The sequence below is a fragment of the Kurthia zopfii genome, assembly GCF_003143955.1.
GTDB classification, from domain to species: domain Bacteria; phylum Bacillota; class Bacilli; order Bacillales_A; family Planococcaceae; genus Kurthia; species Kurthia zopfii.
This window is the reverse complement of sequence record NZ_QFVS01000010.1, coordinates 61680-75570: the sequence shown is the minus strand read 5'-3', so window position 1 is coordinate 75570 and position 13891 is coordinate 61680. Positions and strand designations below refer to the sequence as shown.

General features: G+C 37.0%; 13 protein-coding genes. 2 read left to right on the top strand and 11 right to left on the bottom strand.

The annotated features are described in order from the left end of the window. Window positions 1-298: IS200/IS605 family transposase (tnpA, locus tag DF281_RS05780; RefSeq protein ID WP_109349305.1), on the bottom strand; the 298-nt coding region annotated here is incomplete at its 3' end. Between the two features lie 100 nt (window positions 299-398). Then, a complete protein-coding gene (locus DF281_RS05775) occupies window positions 399-1385 on the bottom strand; it encodes a helix-turn-helix transcriptional regulator (RefSeq protein WP_109349304.1) in 987 nt (328 codons plus the stop codon). Window positions 1386-1481: 96 nt separating this feature from the next. Between DF281_RS05775 and DF281_RS05770 the strand changes: the two genes are divergently transcribed. After that, the gene (locus DF281_RS05770) at window positions 1482-2120 is read left to right on the top strand and encodes a type 1 glutamine amidotransferase family protein (protein ID WP_109349303.1); all 639 of its coding nucleotides are present in this window, start codon (window positions 1482-1484) and stop codon (window positions 2118-2120) included. Window positions 2121-2162: 42 nt separating this feature from the next. Here the strand turns inward: DF281_RS05770 and hfq are convergent, their stop codons facing one another. The 6 genes from hfq to mutS are packed head-to-tail and all read right to left on the bottom strand — an operon-like array spanning window position 2163 to window position 10440. Beyond that, complete coding sequence (hfq, locus tag DF281_RS05765) at window positions 2163-2393, bottom strand: RNA chaperone Hfq (RefSeq protein ID WP_109349302.1); 231 nt, start codon at window positions 2391-2393, stop codon at window positions 2163-2165. Window positions 2394-2437: 44 nt separating this feature from the next. Then, on the bottom strand, window positions 2438-3367 hold the full coding sequence (miaA, locus tag DF281_RS05760) for a tRNA (adenosine(37)-N6)-dimethylallyltransferase MiaA (protein ID WP_109349301.1): 930 nt from the start codon (window positions 3365-3367) through the stop codon (window positions 2438-2440). After that, the gene (locus DF281_RS05755; protein ID WP_109349300.1) at window positions 3345-4292 is read right to left on the bottom strand and encodes an alpha/beta fold hydrolase; all 948 of its coding nucleotides are present in this window, start codon (window positions 4290-4292) and stop codon (window positions 3345-3347) included. The genes miaA and DF281_RS05755 overlap by 23 nt, the downstream gene beginning before the upstream one ends. Beyond that, the gene (locus DF281_RS05750) at window positions 4285-5949 is read right to left on the bottom strand and encodes a glycerol-3-phosphate dehydrogenase/oxidase (protein WP_109349299.1); all 1665 of its coding nucleotides are present in this window, start codon (window positions 5947-5949) and stop codon (window positions 4285-4287) included. The genes DF281_RS05755 and DF281_RS05750 overlap by 8 nt, the downstream gene beginning before the upstream one ends. 18 nt (window positions 5950-5967) lie before the next feature. Beyond that, window positions 5968-7839 (bottom strand): DNA mismatch repair endonuclease MutL, encoded by a 1872-nt coding sequence (mutL, locus tag DF281_RS05745; RefSeq protein WP_109349298.1) that lies wholly within the window; start codon window positions 7837-7839, stop codon window positions 5968-5970. Window positions 7840-7857: 18 nt separating this feature from the next. Continuing rightward, window positions 7858-10440, bottom strand: coding sequence for a DNA mismatch repair protein MutS (gene mutS / locus DF281_RS05740; protein WP_109349297.1), 2583 nt, complete (start codon window positions 10438-10440; stop codon window positions 7858-7860). A 164-nt stretch (window positions 10441-10604) separates the two neighbouring features. Here mutS and DF281_RS05735 point away from each other — a divergent pair, with 164 nt between their 5' ends. Next, window positions 10605-12044, top strand: a complete 1440-nt coding sequence (locus DF281_RS05735) for an MFS transporter (protein ID WP_109349296.1) — start codon at window positions 10605-10607, stop codon at window positions 12042-12044. A gap of 92 nt (window positions 12045-12136) precedes the next feature. On the opposite strand, the gene DF281_RS05730 is transcribed toward DF281_RS05735, so the two are convergent. The 3 genes from DF281_RS05730 to DF281_RS05720 form a co-directional block, all read right to left on the bottom strand. Next, complete coding sequence (locus tag DF281_RS05730; protein WP_240605517.1) at window positions 12137-12547, bottom strand: pyrimidine dimer DNA glycosylase/endonuclease V; 411 nt, start codon at window positions 12545-12547, stop codon at window positions 12137-12139. A 71-nt stretch (window positions 12548-12618) separates the two neighbouring features. After that, the gene (locus tag DF281_RS05725; RefSeq protein ID WP_109349294.1) at window positions 12619-13356 is read right to left on the bottom strand and encodes an alpha/beta fold hydrolase; all 738 of its coding nucleotides are present in this window, start codon (window positions 13354-13356) and stop codon (window positions 12619-12621) included. A gap of 97 nt (window positions 13357-13453) precedes the next feature. After that, window positions 13454-13891, bottom strand: a complete 438-nt coding sequence (locus DF281_RS05720) for a YlbF/YmcA family competence regulator (RefSeq protein ID WP_109349293.1) — start codon at window positions 13889-13891, stop codon at window positions 13454-13456.

Below are 13891 nucleotides of genomic sequence, written 5' to 3'. Positions count from 1 at the left end.
GTCTATTTTTAAGTTCAGGATATTCTTTAAATAAGAATCGTGCAGAGACGCCTTTAAACGCTTTGACTATAGTAGGAATATAATGTTGCGGTTTACACTCAATAAGCATATGAACATGGTCTTTGTCTGATGCCATTTCAATTATTTTAATATCATCATCTAAAGTAATTTGCTTTAATAATTTCTTAACATATGTATCAATACTTCCGTGTAAAATATGATGTCTATATTTTACACACCAAACTAAATGATATTGGATAGAATAGACGTATCCACGACCGCGATGTACTTCTGACATGAAAAAAAACTCCTTGAAAATAATTTAACATATGTAATCGTTAAATTTCAAAAAGGTATGTCATATTTTATTTATAATCGGTTGTTTAACATAGCTGAAGCTATGCCACAACCGAAGCCGATTCATCTACACGACTAAAGTAGCGAGTGTTCTCGGCTATTTCATAAATTCGTGCTAAAGCAGCGATTTTTTCTTTTAACTTAGTACGGATTTGTGGTGGTGATATACATTCACACTTATTCCCGAAACTTAATAAAATACCATAGTAATAATCTTGATCTATAAAAGGGAAATTGACGATATAGTGATGTTCACCGTCTTTTAGAAAACTCTCATAATCACAATAATCCAGTAATTGTTCCATTATAGATTCGTGAACTCTAAGTTTAATCGTTACTTGAAGGTTGGTAATTATTTCTTTAGTGTCTAACAGAAGTTTTGGATATTTTTTTGGAATAAATGTTCGATCTACTATTTCTAAAGTTAGAATTCGCGTTAATTTAAATAAGCGAAAATCATTACGTTTGTAGCAATAACCGTGAAAATACCATTTACTACTTTTTAAAACTAATTGATAAGGTTCCACTTTTCTCGTCGTTTTATTGCCACTATGACTAATGTATTCAAGTGATAGTAGTTTATTGTCTTTTAATGCCGTTTTGATCCTATTTATTTGCGGTTCTAAATTTCGATAGCCAATCCATTGATTAAAATCGATTTGTACTTGTTCTGACTGTATATTCGTAGATTCTAGTTTCTCTGAAGGTATGAATTGTCTAATTTTCGTAAAGGTATTTATAAAATCTTTACTTTTCATACTATCTGGAATACTAGAAACCCCCATCAAAAGTGTCGTTAATTCTTCCTCCGAAAATGTGTTTTTATCCATTTTGTGATTTTCCATGATTTCAAATCCACCACCTACACCAGATGTTGAATAAATTGGAATGCCTGCTAAATTAATTGCCTCCACATCACGATAAATCGTCCGAGTTGATACTTCAAAAATATTTGCTAATTCCTTTGCACTTATTCGTTTTTTATCCATAAGAATTACATAAATACTAATCAATCTACTAATCTTCACTTTTGATCGATCCTTTACTATTTTTTAATTGTTGCCATAATGCTGTCAACAATCCCTATGTATAATGATATCAAACTCAATTAACGGAGGGAAATCATGAAAACCATTTATATTTATGTATTAAATACACTTGCAGACTGGGAGTTAGGCCATATTACGGCAGAATTAAATTCTAAGCGATTTTTTAAAGCCGAAGCACAGGAAATAACAATTAAAACTGTCAGTTATTCGAATCAGCCAATAAAAACTATGGGCGGCTTTGCAATAACACCTGATTGCTTAGTTGAGGAGATTGATTTAAATGAAGAAAGCGTTCTATTGTTACCAGGTGCCGATACTTGGAGTAAACCTGAACATATTCACATAGTAAATGTTGCTAAGGATTTGTTAGCAATAGGTGGAACTGTCGCAGCAATTTGTGGTGCAACTGTAGCGCTTGGTAACGCTGGTTTATTAAATACGTATTCACATACTAGTAATGGCCTTGAATTTCTTGAGATGTTTTGCCCGATTTACGAAGGCCAAAATCTTTATATTGAGCAACCTTCTGTTTGTGATCATAATCTCATTACAGCAAGCTCAACTGGTGTGTTGATGTGGACGAAACAAATCATTGAAAGTTTAGATGTATTTGAAAAAGAGTCACTAGAAGCTTGGTTTAATTATTTTAATACTGGAAATGCTCATTATTTTTTTGAACTTATGCAAACATTACCTGCTAATAATAGAGATTAAATGAACAAAAAAAGAACTACCCGTAGGCAGTTCTTCAATCGTTTAGTTTTCTTCAGAATCATTTAAGTCAACTGCACGAGAAGGTGAGAATGTCGAAATAGCATGTTTAAAAATCAAGTGCTGTTTGCCTTCCGCTTCTAATAAAATTGTAAAATTATCAAATGATTTAATCGTCCCTTTTAACTGGAAACCATTTAATAAGAATACTGTTAAAAATATAGAGTTTTTGCGAAGTTGATTTAAGTACAAGTCCTGTAAGTTTTGCGATTTCATGTACATCCCCCTTAGATTTTAAGTTTATCTATTACTTATAAATCTTAATACCCTATTTTTTTGAAAATATTACTAATTAGCTCATTTTTTTCTTCAGTCGCATCAAACCACTGAATATCTAGCTTGTTTCTAAAGTAAGTTAACTGGCGCTTCGCATATCTTCTTGAGTTTTGTTTCAAGTTTTCGATTGCTTGTTCCAAAGTTACTTCTTCATCAAAATATTGATAAAGTTCCTTGTAGCCGATCGCCTTAATCGATTGGCAGTCGCGAATACCACGATTGTATAGCCCTTCTACTTCTTCAAGCAGGCCATGTTTCATCATAAGGTCGACGCGTAAATTAATACGGTCATACAGACGATCGCGATCCATATTCAAACCAATAATGAAATGATTGTATAAAGCTTCATTTCCTAGATGTGAATCTTCATCTGATTTCTTTTGTTCACCATGTTCCGCCATCTCTAAAGCACGAACGACTCTACGCGTATTATTCGGATGAATTGTCGCAGCTGTTTCTGGATCAACTTCCATCAATTTCTCATGCATTTTTTCAGGCCCTAATGCTTGAAGTTCATCATAATATTTTTGACGCACAGCTTCATCAACTTTTTCTTCGGTAAATCTGAAGTCATACAGTACTGCTTGTACATAGAGTCCTGTACCGCCAACGATAATCGGTAACTTGCCTCTACTTTGGATTTCCTCGATTTTCGCGCGAACAATTTGTTGGTATTCAGCTACTGAGAAGTCATCTGTCGGTTCTTTAATGTCGATCAAGTGATGGACAACCCCATCCATTTCATCCTCAGTAATTTTCGCTGTACCAATATTTAAATCCTTATATACTTGCATAGAGTCACCATTGATGATTTCTCCATCTAATTCTTTTGCTAATTGTATGCTGAGCGCTGTCTTCCCTACTGCTGTAGGGCCAACAATCGCAATGACATCATACTGCTTTTGCTCGTTCATGTACTTTTTTCTCCAACCATTTTAATATTGTTTTATAGACGATTTCGTTATTCGTCTCATTTAAGATTTCATGACGTTTATTTTCAAATAAATGAATCGCCACATGTGTGAAACCAGCGTGGTAATACTGATTGGCTACTCGCCAAACCCCTTTACCATACTCGCCAACTGGATCTTCCTTGCCGCTAATTAATAAAATCGGTAAATCTTTTCGAATTTTATTAATTTCACTTTCTTTAGACACTAACTGCATCCCTGAAAGTAAATCCACATAAAATTGATTCGTACACGTAAATCCACATCTCTCATCAGCATCATATTTACGCACTTCATCTCGGTCTGTCGAAAGCCAATCAGAAGGTGAATAAACAGTGCTAATTCTTGAGTTATATGTGCCGAATGATAACTGTTCTAGCAATTTCGCTTCTACTTGTGGGCCTTTTTGTTTCGCTAGCACTTTCGCAACGATTAAGCCCGCTTTATGCAACGCATTGAAAGAACCCGTTCCCATAATTAACACTTTACTAATTTCGTCGCTATAGTGTTGAATGTATCTTCTTGCGATAAATGATCCCATACTATGACCTAGAATGACAGGCTTCGGCAAGTCTTCAAAATTAGCTCTTGCAGCTTGAACTGCAAAATGAGCATCTTCTACGACTACTTCAAAGCCATTTTCATAAGCAAAGTATCCGAACTGTGCATCATTATTTTCTGCAGTTGCACCATGACCGCGATGATCATGAGTTGAAACGACATAATGATGATCCGTTAAAAATTTTGCAAAATCCTCATATCTTTCTTGATGCTCTGCCATACCGTGGAAAATATGCACATGACCAACATACGGTTTCTGAGGTGTATATACGGTTACTGCGATTTTATGTCCATCTGAACTTTCAACATCTAAAGTCGTTTTATTCATACATACCTTCCTTTGCGAAATGAGTTGCTTCATCAATTAATCGACACATTTCCTCTTTTTTAATGTCAGCTTCATAATCCGAATATCCTAAGAAATCATTCATTAGCGAAACGATTTCGTCTAAATACTTCTTCACTGTATCAATATCAAAGTATAATTTACCTGTTCGACGTACTAAGACATCTGCAGGTGTGTACGCACTCTCATATTGCATCGCGTATACCACTTGGAGATAAAGGTCCACTGGTAGTCCACGTTGCACGAAGTCATCGCCCGTCACACGCTTAATTTTGAAAAGATCATCAATATTAGTACCATATTTTCTCGTTAATGACTCGCCGATCGCTGAAGTTAAACCATAATCAACCGCTTCTCTTCCTTTAAATGAAATATAGGCTTCGAAGTTTTCTTCATTAAGCATCGTCGCTCCTGATAAAGAAAGTTCTCGCGTAATACAAGGACCAAATTTTTTGAAATAAGGTCTTTTCACGAGTAAATCAACAACATTTTCAGCCATTTTTCGATAACCTGTTAGTTTTCCACCCGCAATTGTCAGTAATCCAGATGGGGCATTCCAAATTTCATCTTTACGCGAGATTTCAGAAGGATCCTTACCGTCTTCATAGATTAATGGTCTTACACCTGCCCATGTTGACTCGACATCTTTAAATGAAACTTTCACATCTGGGAACATATAATGCATCGCTTCTAGTAAATAGGCGATATCTTCATCTGTTGCTTTCGGATGTGCGGAATCCCCTTCAAAAACAGTGTCCGTCGTACCGATATATGCTTTGTTATCGCGCGGAATTGCAAAGATCATACGACCATCTGGCGCGTCAAAGTAAATCGATTGTTGCAATGGAAAAACTGATTGATCTAAAACGATATGAACACCTTTTGTTCTTAATAAATGTTTCTTTTGATCATTTTGGACATCTTTTTCTAATGTTTCTGAAACCCACGGGCCAGTAGCATTGATGACAGCTTTCGCCTCAATTGTAATATCTTCACCGTGAATTTGATCTAATACTTGAGCGCCACATATTTGGCCATCCTCATCGTAAATGAAATGCTCTGCTTTGGCATAATTTAACGCTACTGCACCTAATTCTACTGCTCTTTTAATGACTTCAATTGTTAATCGCGCATCATCTGTACGGTATTCAATATAATGACCGCCACCAAGTAAACCATCCTTTTTTAATAGAGGTTCATATGCAAGCGTTTCTTTAATATTCAACATTTTTCGACGTTCTTCTTTCCGAACGCCTGCTAATCGATCATAGAGTTTCAATCCCATTGAAGTCGATTTCGGCCCAAACTGTCCACCACGGTAAAATGGAAGTAACATACCGACCGGTGTTGTAATATGAATCCCATTTTCGTAAACAACTTTTCTCTCCTTACCAACTTCTGCAACAATTCCAAACTGAAGTTGTTTCAAGTACCTCAAGCCACCGTGAACTAATTTAGTAGAGCGACTTGATGTTCCTGCAGAAAAATCTTGTTCATCGATTAATGCCACACTCATCCCTCGAGATATCGCATCTAAAGCAATACCTGCTCCCGTTATACCACCGCCAATTACGAGTACATCGTAAGAATAGATATTTAATGTATCGATTAATTTTTGTCTATTTGCTGCTGAAATCATTTGTCGTCCTCCTTCTATTTACATGACACGTTTAAACATTTTTTCTATTTCATACGTTCTAAAGTGGATAATAACTGGTCTGCCATGTGGACAGGTAAAAGGATTATCGCATAGCTTCAGATCGTCTAAAAGTCTAACCATTTGCGGTTGATCAAGGAAATGATTGGCTTTGATCGACTTCTTACAACTCATCATAATCGCCGCTGCTTCTCTTAATTTCTTGATACTCGCCTTACTTTCCGTCAACACTTGTTCAATCAAATCTTCAATGATTTCCTGTTCCATACCAGGTGGGAACCATGTCGGATATTCACGAATAACAAATGAATTTTGACCGAATTCTTCTAAAAATACGCCTACCTCAACTAACTGCTCGCGATGTTCAATTAAAGTTAAAGCCTCATCTGCAGAATAATGGAATGTCAGCGGTAGCAATAATGCTTGGCGCTCATCCGCAGAAACTTCGCCGACTTTCTCTTTGAAAAATTCGTATTTAATTCTTTCTTGCGCAGCATGTTGGTCGACTAAATAAAACCCATCCGTACTTTGCGCAACGATATACGTGCCGTGAATTTGCCCGATTATTTCTAAATCAGGAAACGGTTCTTTATAATGCCCTTCTTCATCCATCGGTTGTTCCACTTCTTGGATTGGATCATGGATTGGCGTAAAGTCCCTCTCTACAATATCTTCCCAATTTTCAGCTTCTGTAAAACTTTCGGCTTCATCATTTTGAATCGTTTCTTTTACAACTGGTGAAATCAATTTTTCTTCTTGTTGAGCGGCACGTGGTTTATCGCCATATTGCTCAATTTTTGTCGAAGCATAATCGATATTCTTCCAAAAATTCGTTTGCTCCGTCGTCTGTGCGAATTTCTTTTTCTTCTGCTCGACTTCAGGTGCCTGCATTTTCACGCGAATCGCTTGATGTAAAGTCGTCTCAATGAGTTTCATCAACTCGCCTTCTTTACTCAAACGGATTTGCTGTTTAGCTGGATGCACATTGACATCCGTCAAATGCGGATCGCCTTCAATATGAATAACCGAAATCGGCGCTCGACCAATCGGTAAAAATGTATGATAGGATTCAATAATCGCTTTTTGAATCGTATAATGTTTGACCCAACGTCCATTCACGAAAATCGACATATAGTTTTTCGAAGCTCGCGTTACTTCAGGTATTGTCGTATAACCATAGATTTTATAATCAGCAGATTCTCCGTTAAAAGGAATCATTTTTTTCGCATTCGCAATGCCGTAAATCGCCGCAAGAACTTGCTGTAAATCGCCACGACCATTCGTATGCAATAATTCATGATCATGATGTCTCAAAGTGAATGAAATATTCGGATAGCAAAGCGCTAAACGATTGATCAAATCGATTGTATGACCAATTTCCGTTTGAATGGTTTTCATATACTTCAATCGTGCGGGTGTATTGAAAAACAGCTGCGATACTTTAATATCTGTGCCTTTTCTTAAAGGTGCTGGCTTCTCTTCGATAACTTTGCCGCCTTCTAAATACACTTCCACACCCGTTTCACCATTTGAAGTCATTAATTTCACTTTCGAAACGGAAGCGATTGATGCTAATGCCTCACCTCGGAATCCAAGTGTTTTAATGCGGAATAGATCATGCTCATTGTCGATTTTACTCGTCGCATGGCGCATGAATGATACGAGCGCATCTTCCGTATCCATACCATGCCCATTATCGATTACTTGAATTGAAGTCAATCCCGCTTCTTCTAATATGATTTCAATAGAGGTACTACCTGCATCAACGGCGTTTTCAACAAGCTCCTTCACAACTGATGTCGGTCTCTCAACTACTTCACCAGCCGCAATTTTATTGGATAGAGAATCCTCCATAATATGAATATGCCCCATGCAAAATACCTCCTTTTTTTATTTTGTAAGTTTTTGCTGCAAATTATTTATTAATACAACAAGATCAATTGGCGAAGTACCTAGTAAATTCAATGATTTCAAGGTTTGAATAACTTCTTTTTCGCCATCGCTCATGGCACTTTCTTCCGCAAATAAAGTCAGTTGATCTGAAGATTCTGCGACTGTACCTGGTACTTCTACGATTTTCTCAACAATTTTTTCTACAATGACAGGTTTTGATGTATTCGTCGATTCAAATTCGGCAAGTAGCTCACGTGATCTCTCGATAATCTCATCTGGTAATTCAGCTAATTGTGCGACGTGAATCCCGTAAGACTTATCTGCCGGTCCTTCCTTCACCTTATGCAGGAATACGACATTGCCATCTTGCTCGGCAGCCGATACATGGACATTGCGAAGATGACTTAATTGCTGTTCTAACGCAGTCAATTCATGATAGTGAGTCGAGAATAACGTATTCGCGCCGATATTTTCATGAATATATTCCATCATCGCTTGCGCCAAAGCCATACCATCATACGTTGAAGTGCCTCGACCAATTTCATCGAAAAGAAGTAAACTTCGCTTCGTCGCATTGACGATGGCGTGTTGTGATTCAATCATTTCGACCATAAATGTACTTTGACCACCTGCTAAATCATCAGCTGCACCAATTCGAGTGAAAATCTGATCGGTAATCGGTAATACTGCTTCATCGGCAGGAACATAGCAACCAATTTGCGCCATTACTGTAATTAACGCTACTTGACGCATATACGTCGATTTACCAGACATATTGGGTCCTGTAATTAAAAGCATATTTTCTTCATCCGAAAGTACGCAATCATTCGGAACATAAAGCGATTTATTCATCATTTTTTCAACGACTGGATGACGTCCATTTTTAATCGTGAACGCTTGACCATCGTGGAAAGTTGGCAATGTGAACTGGTAACGCTCTGACACTGATGCAAAACTAGCAAATACATCAATTTCACTCACACTTGAAGCGAGTTGCTGAATTCTCGGAATGAACGGTTTAATCTTTTCACGAATTTGCGTGAATAGTTCATACTCTAACTCTAAACTTTTCTCCTGTGCATTTAAAATGATTGCCTCTTTTTCTTTTAATTCTTCCGTAATAAATCGTTCGGCATTCGCTAAAGTTTGCTTACGATCATAGCGAGTTAAGTCCGCTAAATGAACATTCGATTTCGTCATCTCGATATAGTAACCAAATACGCGATTATAACCAATTTTCAAGTTTTTAACGCCTGTAATTTCACGTTCTTTTTGTTCTAATTGTGCAATCCAGTCTTTGCCGTTTCTAGATGCGAAGCGGTATTCATCAAGCTTGTCATTAAAACCTTCACGAATTACATCTCCCTCTTTAATCGAAATGGGTGGATGATCTGTAATCGCCGTACTTAAAAATGCCTCGATATCTTCGCATTCATCAATTTTTGAAGATAACTCCATTAATTGCGCTTTGCCTGATTTAGTTAGTTGTTCTTTTAATAATGGAATTTGACGAAGTGATTCTCTCAATTGTGCTAAATCACGACCTCCAACGCTTCCGAATGCAATACGTCCCGCAAGTCTTTCTAAGTCATACACTTGCTTCAATGTTTCTTGAATTTCAAGTCTTTCAAAATACAATTCCATTAAATCTGTTACTGTTTGAAGTCGTTTTTCGATTGCTGATTTGCTCGCTAATGGTTGGTGAATCCATTGTTTCATCTTTCGTCCACCCATTGCCGTAACGGTATCATCTAATAACCAAAGTAACGAGCCTTTCGTTTCGCCTCGTAATGTTTGAATTAACTCTAAATTACGTTTTGAATTCGCATCAATTTTCAAAATTGAATGTGTTTCAATAAATCCGAATTGTTGAATATGTGATAAAGAGCGCATTTGTGTTTTTTCTAAATAATGTAGTAGTCGCTGTGCAGCATGTTGAAGCGGCTGTGGAACTTCTTCTAATAAGTCCATCGCATTCGTGCTAAGCTCGTCTTCAATCGAAAGGACGATGGCGTATGCATCCGCTAATTCTACTAAGTTCGTAAATAAGTTTTCGCTCACTACAAGCTCTTTAATATGAAGTGATTGCAAATGCATGAATAAATCCTTCGTATCGCCTTCCACATATGTAGCATTCGCTTCTCCAGTTGATAAATCTAAATAAGCTAAAGTGAATCCCATTTCACTCGTTTCTGCTGCCGCAATATATAAATTACTCTTTTGGTCGATATTTTTGCCGTCCATAATCGTCCCTGGTGTCACGACTTGCACAACTTCACGGCGTACGACACCTTTTGCATGCTTCGGATCTTCTGTCTGTTCGCAAATCGCTACTTTATATCCTTTTTGTACTAATGTATCGATATAATTTTTCGCAGCATGATGGGGAACACCACACATCGGAATTCTTTCTTTCATACCCGCATCTCTGCTCGTTAATGTAATTTCTAGTATTTGAGAAGCTCTCGTCGCGTCTTCAAAAAACATCTCGTAAAAATCCCCAAGACGGTAAAATAAAAAGGCGTCTTTGTGACCTGCCTTCACGGATAAATATTGTTGAATCATTGGTGTATATGCCATCTTTTTTAACCTCACATTCGTGCTTTTCAATATGTTCTATTATAACAAAAATCGTTCGATAAATCGTCACACGCACTTGAATTGTTTCATGTTAGAAATTTTGTAACTTATGATACACTAATCTAAGTAACATTTCTCATCGAAGGAGAATTAATAGTACTCTTATGAAATCACATCCGCTTCAATTCTTAAGAATAATGGGCTTGTTAGATGGATTATCACTCATTATTTTATTATTTATTTCTATGCCGTTGAAGTACATATGGAACGAACCTCAGTTTGTCGCAATAAATGGCGCGATTCATGGTGGGATTTTCATTCTTTACTGTATAACAATCGCTTTTGTGCAAACTCGTTATCAATGGAAGGGGTATTGGACTGCTCTATCAGTCATCGTCGCCTTCATTCCATTCGGTAACTTCATTTTTGACCGTCAATTGAAAAAGATTGAGCCGACTTTATCGCCACAGCCGTTCCCTTATCATTGGATTGTCTACGGCATCATATTCTTCTCATTCTTTGACCTTTTCGTTCAATTACCAATTATGAGTACTTACGCCCGAACGCTAGGTGCTTCAATCTTCATTGTTGGTATTGTCGTTGGTTTATATTCATTTACGAACACATTTGGTAATATTTTCTCAGGAATTTTTACGGACAAAATCGGTGCGTACCGCATGTTGTTCATCGGTTTATTCCTATCTATTGTGTCGCTATTCAGCTATCAATTAATTGATGAGCCATCGACATTATTATGGGTGCGCTCGATTCATGGATTTAGTAGCGGCTTCATTACACCAGCTGCATTCACACTTTTAGCTAATATGCGAAAAGAGAATAATCAAGGTAGCGGCAGTGCGTTCACCGGTGCTTTCGTCGGTTTAGCAGCTATTATCGGTCCTGCTACAGGTGGGATTTTAGGAACGAAGATGGATGTTCCAGATGTTTTAGGCATCGTAGCGATTTTAGGAACGATTTTAATGATCTCTTTACTTTTCGTATCTGCTGGAAAGGTTTCAGTTAAGAAAATCGAAACGGATCGTCAACCTTTTAAATGGTCACAAAAAATAATTTATTCCTATATAGGGGCTTTCTTCTTAATGCTCTCGCAAGGTAGCTTAGCGTACTTACTACCGATTTATGTGCAAGATATCGGCTATACCTCCCGCATGTCAGGTACATTACTCAGCATGTTCGGTATTGTCGCAGTCATCATCTTCATTTCGCCTTTGAATCGTATTTTTGATTATTTGAATGCGAAAATTGCTCTTGTCATCGGGATTTTCTTACTTGCGATTAGCCAGATGTTAATTGGTTTAGTAGATACGACGATTCCGCTTTATGGCGCATTATCACTTTACGGCATCGGCTTTGCTTTCACGTTCCCAGCTATTAATAAACTGTTGATGGAAGCTACTACACCTGATGTGCGTGGTAAAGCATATGGCTATTTCTATGCGTTTTTCTCAATCGGTACGGTTGTTGGGTCATTCCTACTTGGCTCGCTTGATTTAATTAATACACCAGGATTCACATTTACAAGTTGTATATTATTCGTCTTTTGCATCGGCATCAGTTTGTCATTCATTAAACGAAAAGCATAAATTGAAAACCCTTTGGAATCACTTTTTGTGAAGTGACTTCAAAGGGTTTTATTTTCAGAAATAACGAATGCTTTCCGCCGACAAGTGCCTCACTATTTTCGTAGCTTTGTATCTACAAATTGTTCCAGATTGCCATATTGCAATTGTTCATAGTCCTTCTGGCCACGAATGTATTTTTCCTTTAAATTGAAATAACAGATTTCTAAATATTCATCATTATGATGTCTAGCATATGGTGGATATGGTTTTTCGACTGTTGTATTTGCGAAATACTTATTCATTTTTTCAAAAGCCCGGATTTTATAACCTCGTTTTGCCATTTCATCCGTTACTATTTTTGTATATATGTATAAATCCTCTTTCGGGTATTCATAAATATAATTGATTAAAATATGCTTGTCTTCCTTAGCAAAAACGCTATTTAATTCACGCCATTGTGAAAGTAATTGTCCCTTTGGTAGAAATTCAATTAAATCTGTATGCCATAATCTCAAACTGATCACTCCTCTGCTATTCATTTTATCATGACGAAAAAAACTCACAAAGTAAAATCATACTTTGCGAGTTCTGAATTTTAATGAACTAACATCATTCTCACAGCATCAATGACAAGTGCTGGTTTTTCTGCCATTCCCATATGACCTGTTGGAATACGTACTCTTTGGACGTTCGGGCCATCCGTTTCAATCGGTGGAAGAATTTTATCATTCGTTCCTTCAATAATCGAAATTGGTATTTTCGCATTTTCGATGAATTTACTTCGATCTTTACGTGATTGCATGGCAGCTAATTGTTGTACCATGCCTTCAACTGTCGCGTCTTTCGCAACTGCACGCATAAATTCAATCGCTTCTTCAGGCGCATCTTCCGGGAAGAAATTGCCGATCATGCCATCGACAAATTTTGAAACGCCTTCTTCTTCAATTTGTTTCTTCTGCTTTTCTCTTTTGGCGATCGCTTCTTCACCATCTGCTAAATCTGAAGAAAATAATAAAATGAGTTGATTCACATGAGCAATTCCTTCATCAGCCGCTGCAAGTGCGACATAACCACCCATTGAATGACCTAACCAAGTAGCTTCTTCAATTCCTTCTTGCGCTAACACTTCTTTTATTTCACGGGCATAGTCTTCCACTGTATAAGTGTGACCTTCTTTTATATTACTCGCACCAATTCCCGGTAAATCAACGGAAATAATCGTGTTCGTTGCAGCCAAATCTTCCACAATATACTCAAAACTACTCGCACCACTTAAAAAACCATGAATAAAAACAATCGGTGGACCTTCGCCTCTCTTTGTATAAGTAATCATAAAAATCCCTCCTTCTAACTATTATTTCCAAAATACCATACTTCAAAACAATAAGTAAAAATAAATGCCCCTCCGAATTAGAGGGACATTCTTCATATTATGAACAGCTGCTGCCGTATGTTTCGTTTTTGACTCTTGATCCAGTTTCGCCACGAAGTACATCACCATCTGTTGAACGAATTACTTCATTCGTTACATTGTTGGCAATTGTATTCGAAACAAGTTGTAGTAAATCATTTACATCCACTTGTGAGTTTTTAAATTCTTCTACGATTGGCATTTCATCAAGTTCTTTTTCAATCGCTTCGATTTTACCTTCCACAAGATTTAATGCACGTTCCTTACTATAATGTTGGAAATTAACTGCTTGTTTTTGAAGGCTTTTCAGTGAAGCAATTTTTTCACGCACTTTTTGATTTTCATTAATTTGAGCTTCAGCACGTTTGAAAAATTCTACTTCCTCTGTATTCGCGATCATATGTGCAATTTCGTGAGATTTTGCGATAATTTCATCTTTCGTGTATAGCTTTGTCAT

Excerpts from the sequence above, each read along its gene's own strand:
- DF281_RS05755 (WP_109349300.1), bottom strand. The coding sequence starts at position 4,292 with ATGAATAAAACGACTTTAGATGTTGAAAGTTCAGATGGACATAAAATC.
- mutS (WP_109349297.1), bottom strand. The coding sequence starts at position 10,440 with ATGGCATATACACCAATGATTCAACAATATTTATCCGTGAAGGCAGGT.
- hfq (WP_109349302.1), bottom strand. The coding sequence starts at position 2,393 with ATGAAATCGCAAAACTTACAGGACTTGTACTTAAATCAACTTCGCAAA.
- DF281_RS05720 (WP_109349293.1), bottom strand. The coding sequence starts at position 13,891 with ATGACAAAGCTATACACGAAAGATGAAATTATCGCAAAATCTCACGAA.
- DF281_RS05750 (WP_109349299.1), bottom strand. The coding sequence starts at position 5,949 with ATGATTTCAGCAGCAAATAGACAAAAATTAATCGATACATTAAATATC.
- DF281_RS05725 (WP_109349294.1), bottom strand. The coding sequence starts at position 13,356 with ATGATTACTTATACAAAGAGAGGCGAAGGTCCACCGATTGTTTTTATT.
- DF281_RS05770 (WP_109349303.1), top strand. The coding sequence starts at position 1,482 with ATGAAAACCATTTATATTTATGTATTAAATACACTTGCAGACTGGGAG.
- mutL (WP_109349298.1), bottom strand. The coding sequence starts at position 7,839 with ATGGGGCATATTCATATTATGGAGGATTCTCTATCCAATAAAATTGCG.
- DF281_RS05735 (WP_109349296.1), top strand. The coding sequence starts at position 10,605 with ATGAAATCACATCCGCTTCAATTCTTAAGAATAATGGGCTTGTTAGAT.
- miaA (WP_109349301.1), bottom strand. The coding sequence starts at position 3,367 with ATGAACGAGCAAAAGCAGTATGATGTCATTGCGATTGTTGGCCCTACA.